Origin of the sequence: Streptomyces sp. NPDC008238, from assembly GCF_042956445.1 — a bacterium.
Classification (GTDB): domain Bacteria; phylum Actinomycetota; class Actinomycetes; order Streptomycetales; family Streptomycetaceae; genus Actinacidiphila.
The window spans coordinates 23,100-43,279 of record NZ_JBIBGK010000014.1; the positions used below are offsets into that span (position 1 = coordinate 23,100).

Here is a 20,180-nt window from a genome sequence, read left to right on the forward strand (position 1 = left end):
TCGGTCCGGGAAGGCGCCGCAGCGGCCGTAGAATCACGCTCATCATGGCCTACCTCGACCACGCCGCCACGACCCCGATGCTGCCGGAGGCGGTCGAGGCGATGACCGCGCACCTCGCTGTCACGGGCAACGCGTCCTCCCTGCACGCCGCCGGCCGCCGGGCCCGGCGCACGGTGGAGGAGTCCCGCGAGTCCCTGGCCGCCGCGCTCGGCGCCCGCCCCAGCGAGATCGTCTTCACCTCGGGCGGCACCGAGGCCGACAACCTCGCGGTCAAGGGCCTGTACTGGGCCCGCCGCGACGCGGACCCCCGGCGCACCCGGGTCCTCGCCAGCCCCGTCGAGCACCACGCCGTCCTCGACGCCGTCGACTGGCTCGCCACGCACGAGGGCGCCCGGGTCGAATGGCTCCCCGTCGACGCCCACGGACGCGTCCACCCCGAGGCCCTGCGCGAGGCCGTCGCCCGCGACCCCGGCGATGTGGCGCTCGCCACCGTGATGTGGGCCAACAACGAGGTCGGCACGGTCTTCCCGGTCGCCGAACTCGCGGCGGTGGCCAGGGAATTCGGGGTGCCGCTGCACTCCGACGCCGTCCAGGCCCTCGGCCAGGTCGAGGTCGACTTCGCGGCGTCCGGGCTCGACGCGATGACCGTCACCGGGCACAAGGTCGGCGGCCCGTACGGGGTCGGCGCGCTGGTGCTCCGGCGTGAGCTCGGCCCGGTCCCCGTCCTCCACGGCGGCGGCCAGGAGCGCGGCGTACGCTCCGGCACGCTCGACGTCCCCGCGGTCGCCGCGTTCGCCGTCGCCGGGACGCTGGCCGCGGAACGGCACGAGGCGTTCGCGCGGGACATCGGCGCCCTGCGCGACGACCTGGTCGCCCGGGTCCGGGAGGCCGTCCCCGAGGCCATCCTCAACGGCGACCCCGCCCCCGGCGGCCGCCTCCCCGCCAGCGCCCACTTCTCCTTCCCCGGGTGCGAGGGGGACTCCCTGCTGATGCTGCTCGACGCCCAGGGCATCGAGTGCTCCACCGGGTCCGCGTGCACCGCCGGCGTGCCCCAGCCCAGCCACGTCCTCCTCGCGATGGGCGCCGACCCCGACCTCGCGCGGGGCTCCCTGCGGTTCTCCCTCGGGCACACCTCGACGGCCGAGGACGTCGCGGCCCTCGGCGACGCCATCGCCCCCGCGGTGTCCCGCGCCCGCAGCGCGGGCCTGATGTAGCGCCCGCGGCAGCGTGCCGCCCGCCCGCCCACCTGCGCGGCGTTGTCGGCGTATGCGGGTGGCCCCCGTGGGCCGTGCCGCCCCTGCGTTCACGCACCGCAGGCGGTAACGGGCGGGTGTGCGGGAGACAGCCCGCCGCAGGCGCGGCGCACTCGCCCACGCACTGGCACCCGCGTTCACGCACCGCCGGCCGCCCCGCGAAGCCCCGCCGGGGCGCCGTACCCTAGGAGGCGCTATGACTGACTTCCCCGGTGCACCCACAGGCCCTGGCGACGGCCGTCGCCTCCGCGTGCTCGCCGCGATGAGCGGTGGCGTCGACTCGGCCGTGGCGGCTGCCCGCGCCGCCGAAGCGGGGCACGACGTCACGGGCGTGCACCTCGCGCTCTCCGCGAACCCGCAGTCCTTCCGTACCGGTGCCCGCGGCTGCTGCACGATCGAGGACAGCCACGACGCCCGCCGCGCCGCCGACGTGATCGGCATCCCCTTCTACGTCTGGGACCTCGCCGACCGCTTCCGCGCCGACGTCGTCGACGACTTCGTCGCCGAGTACGCCGCCGGCCGCACCCCCAACCCCTGCCTGCGCTGCAACGAGAAGATCAAGTTCGCCGCGCTGCTCGACAAGGCGATCGCCCTCGGCTTCGACGCCGTGTGCACCGGCCACTACGCCACCGTCGTCGTCAACCCCGACGGCTCCCGTGAGCTGCACCGCGCCTCCGACGCGGCCAAGGACCAGTCGTACGTGCTGGGCGTCCTCGACGAGCGGCAGCTGGCGCACGCCATGTTCCCGCTCGGCGACACCCTCACCACCAAGGAGGAGATCCGGGCGGAGGCGGCCCGGCGCGGCCTGTCCGTCGCCAAGAAGCCCGACAGCCACGACATCTGCTTCATCGCGGACGGCGACACCCAGGGCTTCCTCGCGCGCCGCCTCGGCGCCGCCGAGGGCGACATCCTGGACGAGGACGGCAACCGCCTGGGCACCCACTCCGGCGCCTTCGGCTACACCGTGGGCCAGCGCAAGGGCCTGCGCCTGGGCGTGCCCGCCGCCGACGGCAAGCCGCGCTACGTGCTCGACATCTCCCCGGTGAACAACACGGTGACCGTCGGCCCGGCCGAGGCCCTGGACGTCACGGCCCTGACCGCGATCCGCCCGCGCTGGTGCGGTACCGCGCCCGACGGCGCCGGGCCGCGCACGTACACCGCCCAGCTGCGCGCCCACGGCGACGACGTGCCCGTCACCGCCGAGCTGACCGACGGCGAACTGCGCGTCCGCTTCACCGGCGGCGCCGTCCGAGGCGTCGCGCCCGGCCAGGCGGTCGTGCTCTACGACGGCACGCGCGTCGTAGGCTCGGCGACCATCGCCACCACGGAGCGCAGCCGGCGCGCCACCGCGAGCGCCTGAGCGCCCCCACGCGGCTCCCGGACGGGCCGGGCGCCCCCCTGCCCGGCCCACGGCGTCATGCGCGAGACTGGCCCGCATGAACATCTGCGTCTTCCTCTCCGCCGCCGACCTCGAGCCCCGCTACACCGAACCCGCCCGCCAGTTCGCCGAGTTGATCGGCAAGGGCGGTCACACCCTGGTGTGGGGAGGCTCGGACGTGGGCCTGATGAAGGTGATGGCGGACGGGGTGCAGGAGCACGGCGGACGCCTGGTCGGGGTCTCGGTGGAGTTCCTGGCGGCCAAGGCGCGCAAGGGCGCCGACGAGATGGTGATCGCGGCCGACCTCGCCGAGCGCAAGGCGGAACTGCTGGCCCGCGCCGACGCCGTGGTGGTCATGGTGGGCGGTACCGGCACGCTGGACGAGGCGACCGAGATCCTGGAGCTGAAGAAGCACGGGCTGCACACCAAGCCGGTCGTCCTGCTCAACACGGCGGGCTTTTACGACGGGCTCAAGGAGCAGTTCCAGCGCATGGACGCGGAGGGCTTCCTGCCGCTGCCCCTCACCGACCTGGTGTTCTTCGCCGAGGACGGCGTCTCGGCGCTCGCCTACCTGGAGGAGGGCGCCGGCATCGTGTGAGCCGGCCGGGATGACAGCATGGGGCCCATGTCGATTCACCTGATCACCGGCGCGGGCTCCGGCATCGGAGCCGTCGTGGCCCGGCGTCTCCTCGACCGCGGCGACGAACTGTGGCTGCTGGCCCGCAACGCCGGACGCGCCAAGGAACTGGCCGACCGCTTCCCGGGCGCGCGGACCCTCGTCGGCGACCTCGCGGAGCCGGAGCGGCTGTCCTGGGCGCTGGGCCAGCAGGCGCCGCCGGACCGGCTGGACTCCCTGATGCACATCGCGGGCGTCGTGGACCTGGCGCAGGTCGGCGAGCTCACCCCGAAGATCTGGAACCGGACGCTCGCCGCCAACCTCGTCGCACCCGCCGAGCTGACCCGTCTCCTCCTTCCCCAACTGCGGCTGTCCCGCGGCCACGTGCTCTTCGTCAACTCCGGCGCCGGGCTCAACGCGCACGCCGAGTGGGGCGCCTACGCGGCCAGCAAGCACGGCCTCAAGGCGCTCGCCGACTCCCTGCGCGAGGAGGAGCACGCCAACGGGGTACGGGTCACCTCCGTCTACCCGGGCCGCACCGCCACGCCGATGCAGGCCAAGGTGCACCAGCAGGAGGGCAAGACGTACGACCCCTCGCGGTGGATCGACCCCGGGTCGGTCGCGACGGCGATCCTGACCGCGATCGACCTGCCGCGGGACGCGGAGGTCAACGACCTGACCATCCGGCCGGGAGCCTGACCCGCCGGTCGTCGTAGGCTGCACCGGTGAGCACGGAAGGTACCGAAGCGAAGTTCCGGCTGCCCGAAGGGGCGGCCACCGGTGTGGGCTCGATGCCCGGAGGCGACGCGCGCGAGGCGGCACGGACGGCGACCGGGGCGCTGGAGGCGCTGCCGTTCCTGCCGGAGCTGCCCGCGCGCGGCCCGGGCGCCGACATGATCGGCCGCACCCTCGGGATGCTGGTCGAGCTGTACGCGCGCGTGGAGCCCAGCGGATGGCGGTTCGGCGACCGCCCCGGCCGGGACACCCGCCGGGCCAGGGCGTGGCTGGGGGAGGACCTCGACGCCGTCGAGGAGTTCACCCAGGACTACCGGGGCCCCCTCAAGCTCCAGGCCGTCGGCCCGTGGACGCTCGCGGCCTCGGTCGAGCTGAAGAACGGCGAGGCCGCGCTCTCCGACCCGGGTGCCTGCCGCGACCTGGCCGCCTCGCTCGGCGAGGGGCTGCGGCTGCACCTGGAGGACGTGCGCCGGCGCGTGCCGGGCGCACAGCCCGTGCTGCAGCTGGACGAGCCCTCGCTGACCGCCGTCCTCCAGGGCCGGGTCAGGTCCGCCAGCGGCTACCGCACGCACCGCGCGGCGGACCGGGGCGTCGTCGAGGGCGCGCTGCGGGACGTCATGGCGGCCGCCGGCGGCGGCGCGGACGGCGTGCCCGTGATCGTGCACTCCTGCGCTCCCGAGGTGCCCTTCGCGCTGCTGCGCAGGGCCGGGGTGGCGGGGGTGTCGTTCGACTTCTCGCTGCTCACGGAGGGTGACTGGGACGCCTTCGGTGAGGCGGCCGAGGCGGGAACCGCGCTCTTCACCGGTGTCGTCCCGGGTACCGATGCCCCATTGTCGGACCCTGCGGGTAGCGTCAGTGGTGTTCGGGCGCTGTGGCGCAGGCTGGGGCTGTCCCCGGGGGATCTGGGCACCTCCGTGGCGGTGACCCCGTCCTGCGGTCTGGCGGGGGCCTCGCCGGCCTATGCCCGTGCCGCGCTCGTGCACTGCGCGAAGGCGGCACGCTCGCTCGTCGACAACCCTGAGTGAGGATGGGAAGAGGAAGGACGTGGACGTGGAGGACTCCGTGATCCCCGAGGGCGCCAGGAACGAGGACGTGCCGGCGAAGGCGCGCGAGCTGCACGCCTCCCTGGCCGAGCAGGTCGAGGAGCACCGCTTCCGCTACTACGTCAAGGACCAGCCGGTCATCAGCGACGCGGACTTCGACAAGCTGCTGCGGCGGCTGGAGGCGCTGGAGGACGAGCACCCCTCGCTGCGCACGCCGGATTCGCCGACCCAGAAGGTCTCCGGCGCGTATGCGACGGAGTTCACCTCCGTCGAGCACCGCGAGCGCATGCTCTCCCTCGACAACGCCTTCACCGAGGAGGAGTTGGACGCCTGGGCCGACCGCCTCGCCGCGGAGCTGGGCCCCCCGGCGGGCGAGGGCGGCACCTACCACTTCCTGTGCGAGCTGAAGGTCGACGGCCTTGCCGTCAACCTCACGTACGAGAACGGCCGTCTGGTGCGCGGCGCCACCCGCGGCGACGGCCGCACCGGCGAGGACATCACGCCCAACGTCCGCACGATCGCCGAGATCCCGGACCGGCTGGCGGGGGAGCGCGTCCCCGCCCTGGTCGAGATCCGCGGCGAGGTCTTCTTCCCCATGGAGAAGTTCGAGGAGCTCAACGCCCGCCTGGTCGAGGCCGGCGACAAGCCCTTCGCCAACCCGCGCAACGCCGCCGCCGGTTCCCTGCGGCAGAAGGACCCCCGGGTCACCGCGAGCCGCCCGCTGCACATGGTGGTGCACGGCATCGGCGCCCGCGAGGGCTTCACCATCGACTGCCAGTCGCACGCCTACGAGCTGCTGCACGAGTGGGGTCTGCCCACCACCAGGTACGCCCGGGTGGTCGGCACGCTCGCCGAGGTCAAGGAGGCCATCGCCTACTACGGCGAGCACCGCCACGACGTCGAGCACGAGATCGACGGCATCGTCGTCAAGGTCGACGAGATCCCGCTGCAGGGCCGGCTCGGCTCCACCGCCCGCGCGCCGCGCTGGGCCATCGCGTGGAAGTACGCGCCGGAGGAGGTCAACACCAAGCTGGTCGACATCCGCGTCGGCGTGGGCCGTACGGGCCGCGTGACGCCGTACGCGGTGGTCGAGCCGGTCACGGTGGCCGGCTCCGAGGTCGAGTTCGCGACCCTGCACAACCAGGACGTGGTCAAGGCCAAGGGCGTGCTCATCGGCGACACCGTCGTGCTGCGCAAGGCCGGTGACGTCATCCCGGAGATCCTCGGCCCGGTCGTCGACCTGCGGGACGGCGGTGAGCGCGAGTTCGTGATGCCCGCCGACTGCCCCGAGTGCGGCACCCCGCTGCGCCCCATGAAGGAGGGCGACATCGACCTGCGCTGCCCCAACGCGCGGGGCTGCCCGGCGCAGATCCGGGAACGGCTGTTCTACCTGACCGGCCGCAAGTGCCTGGACATCGAGAACTTCGGCTACGTCGCGGCGGCCGCGCTCACCCGGCCGCTGGAGCCCGCGGAGCCGGCGCTGCGCGACGAGGGCGACCTGTTCGACCTCACGCCCGAGGACCTGCTGCCTATCCGCGCCCACGTCCTCGACCAGAACACCGGCCTGCCCAAGCGCGACCCGGAGACCGGTGAGGAGAAGGTCGTCTCGGTCTTCGCCAACCAGCAGGGCGAGCTGAAGAAGAACGCGGCGGCCATGCTGGAGCACATCCAGGACGCCAAGGAGCGCCCGCTCGCCCGCATCATCGCGGGCCTGTCGATCCGTCATGTCGGCCCGGTCGCCGCCGAGGCCCTGGCCCGTGAGTTCCGCGACCTGGACGCCGTCTTCGCCGCCGACGAGGAGCGCCTGGCGGGCGTCGACGGCGTCGGCGGCATCATCGCCGCCTCCCTCAAGCAGTGGTACGAGGAGGAGTGGCACCGCGAGATCCTCCGCAAGTGGAAGGCGGCCGGGGTCCGCTTCACCGAGGAGGGCTCCGACGAGGGACCGCGCCCGCTGGAGGGCCTCACCGTCGTCGTCACCGGCACCCTCGCCACCCACACCCGGGACGGCGCGAAGGAGGCGCTCGTGAGCCGCGGGGCCAAGGTCACCGGGTCGGTCTCCAAGAAGACCGACTTCGTGGTCGTCGGCGACAGCCCGGGCTCCAAGTACGACAAGGCGGTGCAGCTGAAGGTGCCGGTCCTGGACGAGGACGGCTTCGCCGTCCTGCTCGGACAGGGTGCGGACGCCGCCCGGGAGGCCGCCGTGAACCCGGAGGCCTGACACCCCATCATCACCCTTTCGGCCCAGAGCGGGACGATCCGGGATGGTGGGATCCATTCGGGCAACAGCAGCCGATCGGTGCCCGTGACAGCCTTTATCGGCCTACTGTTGAGAGGCGCGCCTTCCGGGCACGGGCCCTCCGGCAGCCCGGCCGTCAATCCCGCGGGCAAGGGCGTGTGGTGGAACGGCACACGCGGCTGCGAGAGGGTACGGGCATGGAACCGACGGACAGCGCCGGACCGGCGCAGCGGCTGCTCGGACCGGCCGCGCCGGTGCTGCCCACGGCGGCACTCAGGTACTCGGTCGTGGGCGCTGCCGCGGCGGCCCTGGCCGTGGGCGTCGTCCGGATGCTCGTGGACGGCAACGCCTTCTTCCCCGGCGGCGACGTCGGCTGGGCGTTCGCCGTGCTCACCGGCATCATCGTCGGCCACCTGGTCGCGATGGGCCGGGACCGCTGGTGGGGCGGCACCGGCTCCGGCGCCGCCCTGACCCTCGCCATGCTGCTGCTCTACGGCTGGGTGCCCGCGGTGCTGATCAGCCTGGCCGTCGTCGTCCTGGTCGGCGCGGCCCGCCGGCACCGCTGGCGCGAGGCGCTGCTGCACGGCGCCGTGGACATCCTGGGCATCGGCGCGGCCTCGCTCGCGCTGTCCGCCTTCGGTACCCACCCGTCCGTCGAACAGCCCTGGCAACCCGCCACTTGGGGGATGGCCGCCGTCCCCGCGGTGCTCGCCGCCGCGCTCGGTTACCTCGCTGCGACCCGCACGCTCCTGTGGTACGCGATCGTGCCGCGCGCCGGAGCGCTGCCCACCGTGGCCCGTACCGCGCTGATACGCCAGGGCTTCGTCGGCGTCGCACTGCTCGGCATCTCCCCGCTGATCATCATCGTCGCGGCCGATCTGCCCCTGCTGCTGCCGCTGTTCGCCGTGCCCCTGATCGCGCTCGACTCCACCCTCTGGATCGCCCACGCCCGCGCCGAGGAGCAACTGCGCGACCCGCTCACCGGACTGCCCAACCGTCAGTGGCTGCTGGAGCGCACCTGGACCGCGCTGGACGACGCCGCCCGCAACGGCGAACGCGCCGCCCTGGTCCTCATCGACCTCGACAAGTTCCGCTCCGTCAACGACACCCTCGGTCACATGGCCGGCGACCGGCTGCTGCTGCAGATCGCCGACCGCCTGCGGCTCGCCCTGCCGCGCGGCGCCGAGGTCGCCCGGCTCGGCGGCGACGAGTTCGCCGTCCTGCTCCCCACCTGCGACGCGCCGACCCGCGCCCAGCGCATCGCCAGGGCCCTGGTCGCCGCGCTGGGCTCGCCGTTGAGCCTCGACGGCCTGACCCTGGTCCTCGAGGCCAGCGCCGGGGTCGCCGTCTACCCCGATCACGCCGGTGACGCCGAGGGCCTGCTGCGCCGCGCCGACGTCGCGATGTACCAGGCGAAACGTGACCGCAGCGGGGTCGAGGTCTACGAGTCCTCCCGCGACGGCAACACCCCCGACCGCCTGGGTCTCCTCGGCGACCTGCGCCGGGCCCTGGACCGCGGCGAGGTCGAGCTGCACTACCAGCCGAAGGTCCGCTTCGACGGGCAGGTCGCCGGCCTGGAGGCGCTGGTCCGCTGGGTGCACCCCGAGCGCGGCCGGGTCAGCCCCGAGGAGTTCATCGCGATCGCCGAGACCTCCGGGCTGATGCCGCAGCTCACCGAGTACGTCCTGGAGACCGCCCTCGGGCAGGTCGCCCGGTGGCGGGCGATGGGCCTCGACGTCCCCGTCGCCGTCAACGTCTCGCCGCGCGACGTCCACTCGCCCGGCTTCGCCGGGGCCGTCGCCGCGCGGCTGGCCCGGCACGGCGTCCCGCCGGGGGCCCTGCAGCTGGAGATCACCGAGCACGTGCTGCTGGAGGACCCGCAGCGCGCCGCCGACACCATGGCCGGGCTGACCGGGCACGGGGTGAAGATGTCGCTCGACGACTTCGGCACCGGTTACTCCTCGCTGGTGCACCTGCGGCGGCTGCCGGTCAGCGAGCTGAAGATCGACCGCTCGTTCGTGGCCCGGCTGTCCGTCGACGCCGAGGACGCGGAGATCGTGCGCTGCACGGTCGACCTCGCCCACTCCCTCGGCCTCCTCGTCGTGGCGGAGGGCGTCGAGGACGACGAGACGTGGGAGCGCCTGCGGGACCTGGGCTGCGACGCGATCCAGGGCTGGCTGGTCGCCGCCGCGATGCCCCCGGAGGAGACCACGGCCTGGCTGCGGCTGCGCGGACGCGCCGGATGGCGCCGTCCGGCGGAGCTGGAGGCCGCGAAGGAGAGGGCCGCCGTCCCCGACGCGCAGTAACGTTTGCGGGCCCGTGACCTGCGGACCCGTACCCGCCGCGGGGCGCCTCGGGCGCCCCGCGCACCCCACCGGTCCCGGTGGCACCACTGGTACGGCCGGTGCCGTCCGGCGCACCCCGGCCCGGCGAAGCGCAAACCGTTTCGCCCCCGGGGCGCCCGCGCCCATAGGATTGGGCGCGAAAAGACCAAACTCACCCCCAGAGGATCGCTGCATGCCAGGCATCACGCGCGAGGAGGTCGCCCACCTCGGCCGGCTGTCGCGTCTGGAGCTGAAGGACGAAGAGCTCGATCACTTCGCCGGACAGCTCGACGCCATCATCGGCGCGGTCGCCCGCGTCTCCGAGGTGGCCGGCGAGGACGTACCGCCGACCTCCCACCCGCTGCCGCTGACGAACGTCATGCGCCCCGACGAGGTCCGGCCCAGCCTGACCCCGGACCAGGCGCTGTCCGGCGCTCCCGCCGAGGAGCAGCAGCGCTTCAAGGTGCCGCAGATCCTGGGGGAGGACTGATCACGATGACCGATCTGACCAGGCTCACCGCCGCGCAGACCGCGGCCGCCGTCGTCTCCGGCGAGACCTCCGCCGTCGAGGTCGCCCAGGCCCACCTGGACCGCATCGCCGCCGTCGACGAGAAGGTGCACGCCTTCCTGCACGTCGACACCGAGGGCGCCCTGAAGGCCGCCAAGGCCGTCGACGACAAGCGCGCCGCCGGTGAGAAGCTCGGCCCGCTCGCGGGCGTCCCGCTGGCGCTGAAGGACATCTTCACCACCAAGGGCGTCCCGACGACCGTGGGTTCCAAGATCCTCGAGGGCTGGGTCCCGCCGTACGACGCGACGCTGACCGCCCGCCTCAAGCAGGCCGGCATCGTCATCCTCGGCAAGACCAACATGGACGAGTTCGCCATGGGGTCCTCCACCGAGAACAGCGCCTACGGCCCGACCGGCAACCCGTGGGACCTCACCCGCATCCCCGGCGGCTCCGGCGGCGGTTCCTCCGCCGCCCTGGCCTCCTTCCAGGCCCCGCTGGCCATCGGCACCGACACCGGCGGCTCCATCCGCCAGCCGGCCGCCGTCACCGGCACCGTCGGCGTCAAGCCCACCTACGGCGGGGTCTCCCGCTACGGCATGGTCGCCTTCAGCTCCTCCCTGGACCAGGGCGGCCCCTGCGCCCGCACGGTCCTGGACGCGGCGCTGCTGCACGAGGTCATCGCGGGCCACGACCCGATGGACTCCACCTCCATCGACGCCCCCGTCCCGCCGGTCGTCGAGGCCGCGCGCCGCGCCGACGTCAAGGGCATGCGGGTCGGCATCATCAAGGAGTTCGCGGGCGAGGGCTACCAGGCCGGCGTCATGGAGCGGTTCAACGAGTCCGTCGAGCTGCTGCGCGAGCTCGGCGCCGAGGTCGTCGAACTGTCCTGCCCGTCCTTCCAGTACGCGCTCGCCGCGTACTACCTGATCGCGCCGTCCGAGGCCTCGTCCAACCTGGCCCGCTTCGACGGCCTGCGCTACGGCCTGCGGGTCGGCGACGACGGCACCCGCAGCGCCGAGGACGTCACCGCCCTCACCCGCGAGGCCGGCTTCGGCCCCGAGGTCAAGCGCCGCATCATGCTCGGCACGTACGCGCTCAGCTCCGGCTACTACGACGCGTACTACGGCAGCGCCCAGAAGGTCCGCACCCTGATCTCACGCGACTTCGAGCGCGCCTTCGGGCAGGTCGACGTGGTGATCTCGCCGACCACCCCCACCACCGCGTTCCCGATCGGCGAGCGCGTGGACGACCCGATGGCGATGTACCTCGCCGACCTGTGCACCATCCCGGCCAACCTGGCCGGCAACGCCGCCATGTCCGTGCCCTGCGGCCTCGCGGCCGAGGACGGGCTCCCGGTCGGTCTGCAGATCATCGCCCCGGCCATGGCCGACGACCGCCTCTACCGTGTCGGTGCGGCCGTCGAGGCGGCGTTCACCGCACGCTGGGGTCACCCGCTGCTGGAGGAGGCACCGATCCTGTGAGCAAGCTCGAGAAGGCCAAGGGCTTCAAGAAGAGCAAGTCCGGCACCTACCTGTCGATCGGCACCACGCTCTTCGGCGCGGTCGGTGTCGCACGGCAGATGAAGCGGGGCCGCGCGGAGAGCGACACGCTGCTGCTGATCGACGCGGTGGTGAGCGCCGCGGCGATCGCCACCGGTGTCGCCCTGCTGCTCCGGCAACTGCGCCGGATCGGCGACGACGACGTGCTGTCATCCTGACGGGGAACTGAGAGGTATCAAGACTGTGACCGTCACGGACCTGGTGTCGTACGAGGACGCGCTCGCGTCCTATGACCCGGTGATGGGCCTCGAGGTCCACGTCGAGCTCGGCACCAAGACGAAGATGTTCTGCGGCTGCTCCACCACCCTGGGCGCCGAGCCGAACAGCCAGGTGTGTCCCGTGTGCCTCGGGATGCCCGGCGCGCTGCCGGTCGTCAACGCGACCGGCGTGGAGTCCGCGATCAAGATCGGTCTCGCGCTCAACTGCGAGATCGCCGAGTGGTGCCGCTTCGCGCGGAAGAACTACTTCTACCCGGACATGCCGAAGAACTTCCAGACCTCCCAGTACGACGAGCCGATCGCCTTCAACGGCTACCTCGACGTGCAGCTGGAGGACGGCGAGATCTTCCGCGTGGAGATCGAGCGCGCCCACATGGAGGAGGACACCGGCAAGTCCACGCACGTGGGCGGTGCCACCGGCCGCATCCACGGCGCCTCGCACTCGCTGCTGGACTACAACCGGGCCGGCATCCCGCTGATCGAGATCGTCACCAAGCCGATCGAGGGCGCCGGCGAGCGCGCGCCCGAGGTCGCCAAGGCGTACGTCACCGAGCTGCGCGAGCTGATCAAGGCGCTGGGCGTCTCCGAGGCCCGCATGGAGATGGGCCAGATGCGCTGCGACGTCAACCTGTCGCTGCGCCCCCACGGCCGGGAGAAGTTCGGCACCCGCAGCGAGACCAAGAACGTCAACTCGCTGCGCAGCGTCGAGCGGGCCGTCCGCTTCGAGGTCCAGCGGCACGCGGCCGTGCTCTCCTCCGGCGGCACGATCGTCCAGGAGACCCGGCACTTCCACGAGGACACCGGCTCCACCACCTCCGGCCGCATCAAGGAGGAGGCGGAGGACTACCGGTACTTCCCGGAGCCCGACCTCGTCCCCGTGGCGCCGGCCCGCGAGTGGGTCGAGGAGCTGCGGGGCGGCCTGCCGGAGCTCCCGCGGGTGCGCCGGATGCGCCTCCAGGAGGACTGGGGCATCTCGGACCACGAGATGCAGTCGGTGCTCAACGCGGGCGCGATCGACCCGATCGTCGCCACCATCGAGGCCGGGGCCGACGCGGCCTCCGCCCGCAAGTGGTGGATGGGCGAGCTGGCCCGCCGCTCCAACGAGGACGGCGTGGAACTGACCGCCCTGCCCATCACCCCGGTCCAGGTGGCCCGGGTGGCGGCGCTGGTGGCCGAGGGCTCGCTCAACGACAAGCTGGCCCGCCAGGTCATCGAGGGCGTGCTGGCCGGTGAGGGCGAGCCGGACGAGGTCGTCGACAAGCGCGGTCTGAAGGTCGTCTCGGACGAGGGCGCGCTCGGCGCCGCCGTCGACGAGGCCATCGCGGCCAACGCCGCCGTCGCGGACAAGATCCGCGGTGGCAACCTCGCGGCGGCGGGCGCGCTCATCGGCGCCGTCATGAAGATCACCCGCGGTCAGGCCGACGCCAAGCGCGTGCGCGAGCTCGTGCTGGAGAAGCTGGGCGTCCAGGGCTGATCCGGCGGCCGGCGCGGCCGGCAGGCATGCGAGGGGCGGGCTCCCGGTCAGGGGGCCCGCCCTTCGGCGTCGCCGCAGGTCCGTGGCGTGTAAGGGCGACATAAATTCCCCGGACGATATGTGATTAAGCGCACGAACGCGGCCAACGATCTCTTCTTCCTGGTTCAGTCGAGGACGTACGTGTTGTGTTCTTTGCGGGCTCTTCCCCGGCCTGAAAGATCCGCGCAATCCCAGGGAGAGCAATGGCTGCACTCGCCCGCTGGTGCCTCGACCGTCGTCTCGCCGTCGTCCTGCTGTGGCTCGTCGCCCTGCTCGGCCTGTCCACGGCCGCCCTGCTCGCCGGTTCCGCGTACTCCAACGACTACGACATCAAGGGCACCGACTCCAGCAAGGCCACCGCTCTGCTGAAGGAGGCCTTCCCGGGCTCGGCGGGCGACAGCGACACCATCGTCTGGCACACCGACAAGGGCACCGTCGGTGTCGCGTCCGTCAGGGAACGGCTGACCGGCACGCTGGACGAGGTGGCCGGGCTCCCCGGCGTCGCCTCGGTGACCAGCCCCTACAGCACCGAGGGCGCCGCGCAGATCAGCCAGGACGGGCACACCGCCTACGCGACCGTGGTGTTCGACAGGCCCTCGGACGACCTGCAGGCCGGTCAGGTGCAGAAGGTCGTCGACACGGCCAGGGCCGCCGCCGACGACAACACGCAGGTCGCCCTGGGCGGCGGCGCCATCGCGCTGACCGAGGGCGGCGGCGGGCACATGAGCGAGGTCGTGGGCGTCGCCGTCGCGGCCGTGGTGCTGCTGGTGGCCTTCGGCTCGCTCTTCGCGATGTTCATGCCGATCGTCACCGCGCTGGTCAGCGTCGGCACCGCGTACATGACGATCCAACTGCTCGGCCACCTGATCAGGGTCGCCGACTTCGCCCCGATGCTCGGCCTGCTCATCGGCCTGGGCGTCGGCATCGACTACGCCCTGTTCATCGTCACCCGCCACCGCAGGGGCCTCAAACAGGGCCTGCCGGTGCGGGAGGCCGCCGAGAAGGCGGTCGCCACCACCGGCAGGGCGGTGGTCTTCGCCGGCGGCACGGTCTGCGTGGCCCTGCTCGGCATGCTGATCCTGCGGCTGTCGTTCCTCAACGGCGTGGCGATCGCCGCCTCCCTCACCGTGATGCTCACCGTCGCCGCCTCGGTGACGCTGCTGCCCGCACTGCTGGGCGCCATCGGCATGAAGGCGCTCAGCCGCCGGGAACGGCGCCGGCTGGTCGAGCACGGCCCGTCGCCCGAACTGCCGACCGGGTTCGCCGCCCGCTGGTCCGCCTTCGTCGAACGGCACCCCAAGGTCCTCGGCGTGGTCGCCGCCGTCGTCATGCTCGCGCTGGCCCTGCCCACGACCTCCCTCCACCTGGGCGCCTCCGACCAGGGCAACAGCGCCGCGGGCACCACCACCCGCCAGGCGTACGACCTGCTCTCCGAGGGCTTCGGCCCGGGCTTCAACGGCCCGCTGCAACTGGTCACCAAGTCCGGCGACGCCGCCGACCGGGCGGCCCTGGAGCAGCTCACCGCCGACCTCGGGCGGACCGAGGGCGTCGCCGCGGTGCACAAGGAGCAGGCACAGCACGGCAGCGGGCTGGACGTCATCGACGTCGTCCCGACCACCTCCCCGCAGGACCAGGCCACCGACCGGCTCGTCACACACCTGCGCAAGGACGTCATCCCGGAGGCGACCGAGGGCACCTCCCTCGAGGTGTACGTCGGCGGTGTCACCGCGGGCTACGCGGACTTCGCCTCGGTGATCGTCGGCAAGCTGCCGCTCTTCGTGGGCTCGGTCATCGGGCTCGGCTGCGTGCTCCTGCTGCTGGCCTTCCGCAGCTTCGGCATCCCGATCAAGGCCGCGGTCATGAACGTCGTCGCCGTCGCCTCCTCCTTCGGCATCGTGGTCGCGATCTTCCAGTGGGGCTGGGGGAGCGAACTGCTGGGGCTGGGAGCGGCCGGACCGATCGAGCCCTTCCTACCGGTGATCATGGTCTCGGTACTCTTCGGGCTCTCCATGGACTACCAGGTCTTCCTCGTCAGCCGCATGTACGAGGAGTGGCGCGAGACCCGCGACAACCGCCGTGCGGTCCGGGTGGGCCTCGCCGAGACCAGCCGCGTGATCAACTCCGCCGCGGTCATCATGATCTCCGTCTTCCTCGCCTTCGTGCTCAGCGGCGACCGCGTGATCGCGATGTTCGGCATCGGCCTGGCGGCCGCCGTCGCGCTCGACGCCTTCGTCCTGCGGACCCTGCTCGTACCGGCGTTGATGCACATGATGGGCGACTGGAACTGGTGGCTGCCCCGGTGGCTGGAACGCCGGCTGCCGCGGATCTGCATCGAGGGCCCGGTGGGGCAGCGCACGCCCGTCGCCGTGGAGGAGCCCGGTTCTCAGAAGGCTCTCAGAATGTGACCGTACGGTTGCCGCCCATGGAGACCACCAAGACCCCCGAGGCGGCAGCCGGCGACCTCGCCGCGGACGCCGAGCCCGACCGAGCCGCTGACGACGGCGCGCATCCCGCGACCGCGCCCGGCGCCGAGCCCACGACGGCCGACGAGCCGCAGGCCCTCGACGAGCCCGGCCGACGCGAAGACCCGCAAGACTCCGAAGCCCGCGAGGAGGCCGACGACGTCGACGCGGCCGAGCAGAGCGACGCCACCGGCACCCCGGAGGCGGCGGACGCCTCCACCCCCGCGGTCGTCCCGGGCGCCGCGGCCGTCGTCGGCGCCGCCCTCGGCCTCGCGTCCCTCACCGGCACCTGGCTGGGCACCGTACTGGCCGAGCGGCGGCAGCTCGTCGGGCAGATCCACGCCTCCTCCGGCACCGCCGCCCAGCAGATCGAGCAGATATACGGCGCCCCCTGGCACACCACCGCCGTCGTCAACGGCGTCTGCGCGCTGGTCGCCCTCGTCGTCCTCGGCGCCGTGCTGCTCGCCGGACGGAACGCCGCGCCCTGGGTGCGCGCGGTCGCCTGGGGCGGTCTCGCCCTCGGTGTCCTCGGGCTGTTCGTCGCGGCCGGAACGTGGTTCGACCTCTTCGGCGGCCTGCCGAGCGTGGCCGAGGCCCCGGTCTCGACCGGCGGCTGAGGCACCTGCCGAGGCACCTGAGGAGGGGCCGCGCGGTCGACCCGGGGAACTGGGCGCTTCGCCGCGCGGCCTAAGGCATCCGCACCCTTCAAGCCTGGGCGGTTGCCCGATGTGGCCCACCCCCCTCGGGGACGAGGCTGATGGCACGGAGAAGAAGACTCCCGACCATCGGTCCCGGACCCGAGGAGCAACGATGTACCCACACGAACTGCTGGGCCGCGAAAGGGCGGAGCAGCTGCTGCGCGAGGCCGCCGAGTACCGGCTGGCCCGCCAGGCCGACCAGGCCCGCCGGGCCGCGCGGCAGGCCGCCCGCGAGGCCGGCGGCGCCCGCGTGACCGCCGCCGGCCAGGACGGGGGAAGGCGGCACGGAAGGAGGGCCGGCCGGCTCTCCCGCCGACTGCGGGCCGCCGGATGAGCACCGTGGTGCCGGTGCAAACCGGTACCGCGCCGTCAGGGCCCCGTGCGATGCTCGGGACCGTGCAGAACCAGTCGGTCAGCCCGGTGTTCGTCGGACGCAGCCGCGAACTGACCCGCCTCACCTCCGCGCTCGCCCGCGCCCACGCGGGCGAGCCGCAGGCGCTGGTGATCGGCGGCGAGGCAGGCGTCGGCAAGACCCGGCTCGTGGAGGAGTTCCTCGCCGCGGCCCAGGACGGACCGGCGACCATGACCGCCGTCGGCGCCTGCGTGGAGATCGGCGCGGACGGACTGCCCTTCGCCCCCGTCGCGACGATCCTGCGCGCCCTGCACCGCCGGCTCGGCGACGAACTGGTCGCCGCGGCCGCCGGCAGCGAGGCCGAACTCGCCCGCCTGCTGCCCGGGCTCGGCGGCACGGACGGCCCCGACCCCCTCGCCGACCAGCGCGACGAGCACGGCCGCGCCCGGCTCTTCGAGCTCACCTCGCGGCTGCTGGAGCGGCTGTCGGAGGAACGCACGCTCGTCGTCGCGCTGGAGGACCTGCACTGGGCCGACCGCTCGACCCGCGAACTCCTCGGCTACCTGCTGCGCTCGCTCTCCCGCGGCCGGCTCGTCGTCCTGGCCACCTACCGCTCCGACGACATACACCGCCGGCACCCGCTGCGGCCCTTCCTCGCCGAACTCGACCGGATGCGTTCCGTCGCGCGGCTGGAACTGGCCCGCTTCAACCGCGCCGAGGTCCGCGCCCAGGTCGCCGGGATCCTCGACTCCGAGCCCGCCCCGACCCTGGTCGACCGGGTGTTCAGCCGCTCCGACGGCAACCCCTTCTTCGTCGAGGAACTCGCCTGCAGCATCACCCAGGGCTGCCGCACCGGGCTCAGCGACAGCCTGCGCGACCTGCTGCTGGTCCGCGTCGAGACACTGCCCGAGACCGCGCAGCGCGTCGCGCGCGTCGTCGCCGAGGGCGGCTCCGCCGTCGAGTACCGGTTGCTGGAAGCCGTCGCCGGGCTCGGCGAGGACGAACTCATCGAGGCCCTGCGCTCGGCCGTCGGCGCCAAGATCCTGCTGCCCACCGACGACGGCGACGGCTACCGCTTCCGGCACTCGCTGGTCCGCGAGGCCGTCGGCGACGACCTGCTGCCGGGCGAGCGCAGCCGCATCAACCGCCGCTACGCGCGGGCCCTGGAGGCCGACCCCGCTCTGGTGCCCGCCGACGAACTCCCCGCCCGGCTGGCCAGTTACTGGTACCACGCCCACGAGCCCGCCAAGGCGCTGCCCGCGGTGCTGAGCGCCTCCGTCGAGGCGCGACGCCGGCACGCCTACGCCGAACAGCACCGGCTGCTCGAACGCGCCCTGGAGCTGTGGGACGACACGCCCGCGGACGTCCGCGAGGAGCTGCGCCCCGTCGACTACGTCGAGGTGTTCCCCCCGTGCGGCTGCGACCCGGGCAGCAAGCCCCTGCAGTACATGGACCTGCTCGCCGAGACGACCGTGGCCGCCCGCCTCAGCGCCGACCGCGAGGGCGCCTACGAGGTCACCAAGCGCGCGCTGCGCCTGCTGGAGCGCTCCGGCAGCAACCCGCTGCGCGCCGCGTGGTTCTGGATCCAGCGCTCCCGGCTGATGGTCGCCATGGGCCGCGGCGACGGCTGGGCGGAGATCGCCGAGGCCCAGGAACTCGTCCGCGGGCTGCCGCCGTCACCGGTCCACGCCGAGGTACTGGAGAGCGCGGCCGGCTGGGACATGATGCACGACCCGGGGCCGGACAGCATCACCACGGCCGAGCGCGCCATCGAACTGGCCCGGCTGGTCGGCGCCGAGGAGACCGAGCTCCACGCCCGGGTCACCCTCGGCATCCTCCTCGCCGACTCGGGTGACACCGCGGCCGGCATCGCCGAACTGGAGGCGGCCCGAGAACGGGCCGCCGCCGCCCGGTACGGCAACCTCACGGTGAACACCGACGCCAACCTCGCCGCCCTGCTGGAGTCCGTGGGCCGCTCGGAGGAGGCGATCGCGGTCGCCCGCAGGGGCGTGGAGAGCGCCACCCGCCACGGGCTGCGCGACGGAGCCACCTTCGCCTCCGCCAACCAGGCCGAATCGCTGCTCGCCCTCGGCCGCTGGGAAGAGGCCGCCGAGGTCGCCGTCCGCGGCCGGGAGAACACCAACCACGCCCTGTACCTCGGCTGGGCCGCGACGCTGCTGGCCCACCTCGCCGTGCTGCGCGGGGAGTACGACCGCGCCGAGGCCGAGGTCGCCGCCGCCCGGGACCACCTGGGCCCGCAGGACCACCAGCCGCAGAACACCCTGCCGCTGCGTCATCTGACCATCGCCGTCGCCGCCGGGCGCGGACGTTTCCTGGAGGCCCGCGCCGCGGTGATGACGGCCCTCGAAGCCGGGTTCCCGCCCGCGTTCCACCGTTACGCCTGGCCCATGCTGCACACCGCGGCGGCCCTGGAGGCGGACGCCCTCGGGCTGCCCGGCGCGGAGGCCGGCCGGCCCGCGATGCTCGCCCTCATCCGCAAGGCGGCGGGGCGGCTGCCCCGGCTGTCACCGGTGTGGGCCGCCCACGCCCTGCTGGTCGAGGCCGAACTGCTGCGCGCCGACGGGAGCACCGACCCCGGTCCCTGGGCCGCCGCCGAGGAGGCCTACGCCGCCCTCGACCGCCCCTACCCGCTCGCCCTGGTACGGCTGCGGCTCGCCGAGACCCTGCTCGCGCGGCACGATCCCGGCGCCCGCGAGCGGGCGGCCGCCCTGCTGCGCCTGGCGTGCGAGGTCGCCGACTCCCTCGGTGCCGTCCCGCTGCGCGAGGCCGTCCGGCTGCTCGCCCGCCGCGGCCGGCTCGCGCTGGACGAACCGGAGGCCGCCGCCCCCGAAGCGGCCGGGGAGCCCGAGCCCTTCGGGCTGACCGCGCGCGAACGCGAGGTCCTGCGCCGGGTCGCCGCCGGCTACACCAACCGCCGGATCGCCGAGGAACTCTTCATCTCACCGAAGACCGCCAGCGTGCACGTCTCCAACATCCTCGCCAAGCTGGGCGTCTCGGGCCGCGGCGAGGCGGCCGCGCTCGCCCACCGGCTGCGGCTGTTCGCCGGGCAGCCGGGCTGAAGCCCGCACCGCGGGCCGGTGGGCCTGACCGCCGGCGCGCGGCGGACGTATCAGGACGGCGCCCGAGTCGAGGTCGACCGGGCCCCGGCCGGGATCCGCGTCGCCCTCCTCGTCCCGCACGAGCTCCAGGCGGTTGCGTTCGTCCTCGGCGTGCCTGCGGCCCGGAGCGAACAGTTCGTCCAGCGCGTTGAACATCGCACCCCCC

General features: G+C 73.5%; 16 protein-coding genes. 15 read left to right on the plus strand and 1 reads right to left on the minus strand.

The annotated features are described in order from the left end of the window. Positions 1 to 44: 44 nt before the first annotated feature. The 15 genes from ACFZAU_RS25480 (at position 45) to ACFZAU_RS25550 (ending at position 19,975) form a co-directional block, all read left to right on the plus strand. Positions 45 to 1,214 (plus strand): cysteine desulfurase family protein, encoded by a 1,170-nt coding sequence (locus ACFZAU_RS25480; protein ID WP_500554110.1) that lies wholly within the window; start codon positions 45 to 47, stop codon positions 1,212 to 1,214. Between the two features lie 235 nt (positions 1,215 to 1,449). Continuing rightward, complete coding sequence (gene mnmA, locus ACFZAU_RS25485; protein WP_500554111.1) at positions 1,450 to 2,613, plus strand: tRNA 2-thiouridine(34) synthase MnmA; 1,164 nt, start codon at positions 1,450 to 1,452, stop codon at positions 2,611 to 2,613. A 76-nt stretch (positions 2,614 to 2,689) separates the two neighbouring features. Then, positions 2,690 to 3,229, plus strand: coding sequence for an LOG family protein (locus ACFZAU_RS25490; protein ID WP_500463146.1), 540 nt, complete (start codon positions 2,690 to 2,692; stop codon positions 3,227 to 3,229). Between the two features lie 27 nt (positions 3,230 to 3,256). Continuing rightward, entirely contained in the window at positions 3,257 to 3,946 is a 690-nt protein-coding gene (locus ACFZAU_RS25495) for an SDR family oxidoreductase (RefSeq protein WP_500463147.1), read from the plus strand. A gap of 26 nt (positions 3,947 to 3,972) precedes the next feature. Then, entirely contained in the window at positions 3,973 to 5,007 is a 1,035-nt protein-coding gene (locus ACFZAU_RS25500; protein ID WP_500554112.1) for a methionine synthase, read from the plus strand. A gap of 25 nt (positions 5,008 to 5,032) precedes the next feature. Continuing rightward, the gene (gene ligA / locus ACFZAU_RS25505) at positions 5,033 to 7,243 is read left to right on the plus strand and encodes an NAD-dependent DNA ligase LigA (protein WP_500463149.1); all 2,211 of its coding nucleotides are present in this window, start codon (positions 5,033 to 5,035) and stop codon (positions 7,241 to 7,243) included. A gap of 215 nt (positions 7,244 to 7,458) precedes the next feature. Beyond that, the gene (locus ACFZAU_RS25510; RefSeq protein WP_500554113.1) at positions 7,459 to 9,567 is read left to right on the plus strand and encodes a putative bifunctional diguanylate cyclase/phosphodiesterase; all 2,109 of its coding nucleotides are present in this window, start codon (positions 7,459 to 7,461) and stop codon (positions 9,565 to 9,567) included. Between the two features lie 211 nt (positions 9,568 to 9,778). Beyond that, the gene (gatC, locus tag ACFZAU_RS25515) at positions 9,779 to 10,075 is read left to right on the plus strand and encodes an Asp-tRNA(Asn)/Glu-tRNA(Gln) amidotransferase subunit GatC (protein WP_500463151.1); all 297 of its coding nucleotides are present in this window, start codon (positions 9,779 to 9,781) and stop codon (positions 10,073 to 10,075) included. Positions 10,076 to 10,080: 5 nt separating this feature from the next. Continuing rightward, entirely contained in the window at positions 10,081 to 11,574 is a 1,494-nt protein-coding gene (gene gatA / locus ACFZAU_RS25520; protein WP_500554114.1) for an Asp-tRNA(Asn)/Glu-tRNA(Gln) amidotransferase subunit GatA, read from the plus strand. Beyond that, positions 11,571 to 11,810 (plus strand): hypothetical protein, encoded by a 240-nt coding sequence (locus ACFZAU_RS25525; RefSeq protein WP_499602291.1) that lies wholly within the window; start codon positions 11,571 to 11,573, stop codon positions 11,808 to 11,810. Before gatA ends, ACFZAU_RS25525 begins: the two co-directional genes overlap by 4 nt. Before the next feature lie 25 nt (positions 11,811 to 11,835). After that, positions 11,836 to 13,344 (plus strand): Asp-tRNA(Asn)/Glu-tRNA(Gln) amidotransferase subunit GatB, encoded by a 1,509-nt coding sequence (gene gatB / locus ACFZAU_RS25530; protein WP_500554115.1) that lies wholly within the window; start codon positions 11,836 to 11,838, stop codon positions 13,342 to 13,344. A gap of 242 nt (positions 13,345 to 13,586) precedes the next feature. Continuing rightward, positions 13,587 to 15,788: an MMPL family transporter gene (locus tag ACFZAU_RS25535; protein WP_500554116.1), complete on the plus strand. Its 2,202-nt coding sequence runs from the start codon at positions 13,587 to 13,589 to the stop codon at positions 15,786 to 15,788. Between the two features lie 17 nt (positions 15,789 to 15,805). Continuing rightward, positions 15,806 to 16,462 (plus strand): hypothetical protein, encoded by a 657-nt coding sequence (locus ACFZAU_RS25540; RefSeq protein WP_500554117.1) that lies wholly within the window; start codon positions 15,806 to 15,808, stop codon positions 16,460 to 16,462. 193 nt (positions 16,463 to 16,655) lie between these two features. Then, the gene (locus ACFZAU_RS25545) at positions 16,656 to 16,877 is read left to right on the plus strand and encodes a hypothetical protein (protein ID WP_500554118.1); all 222 of its coding nucleotides are present in this window, start codon (positions 16,656 to 16,658) and stop codon (positions 16,875 to 16,877) included. Between the two features lie 50 nt (positions 16,878 to 16,927). Further along, positions 16,928 to 19,975, plus strand: coding sequence for a helix-turn-helix transcriptional regulator (locus ACFZAU_RS25550; RefSeq protein ID WP_500554119.1), 3,048 nt, complete (start codon positions 16,928 to 16,930; stop codon positions 19,973 to 19,975). Here the strand turns inward: ACFZAU_RS25550 and ACFZAU_RS25555 are convergent. After that, a complete protein-coding gene (locus ACFZAU_RS25555; RefSeq protein ID WP_500554120.1) occupies positions 19,856 to 20,170 on the minus strand; it encodes a DUF6191 domain-containing protein in 315 nt (104 codons plus the stop codon). The two genes, ACFZAU_RS25550 and ACFZAU_RS25555, sit on opposite strands and share 120 nt — an antisense overlap. Positions 20,171 to 20,180 lie beyond the last annotated feature (10 nt).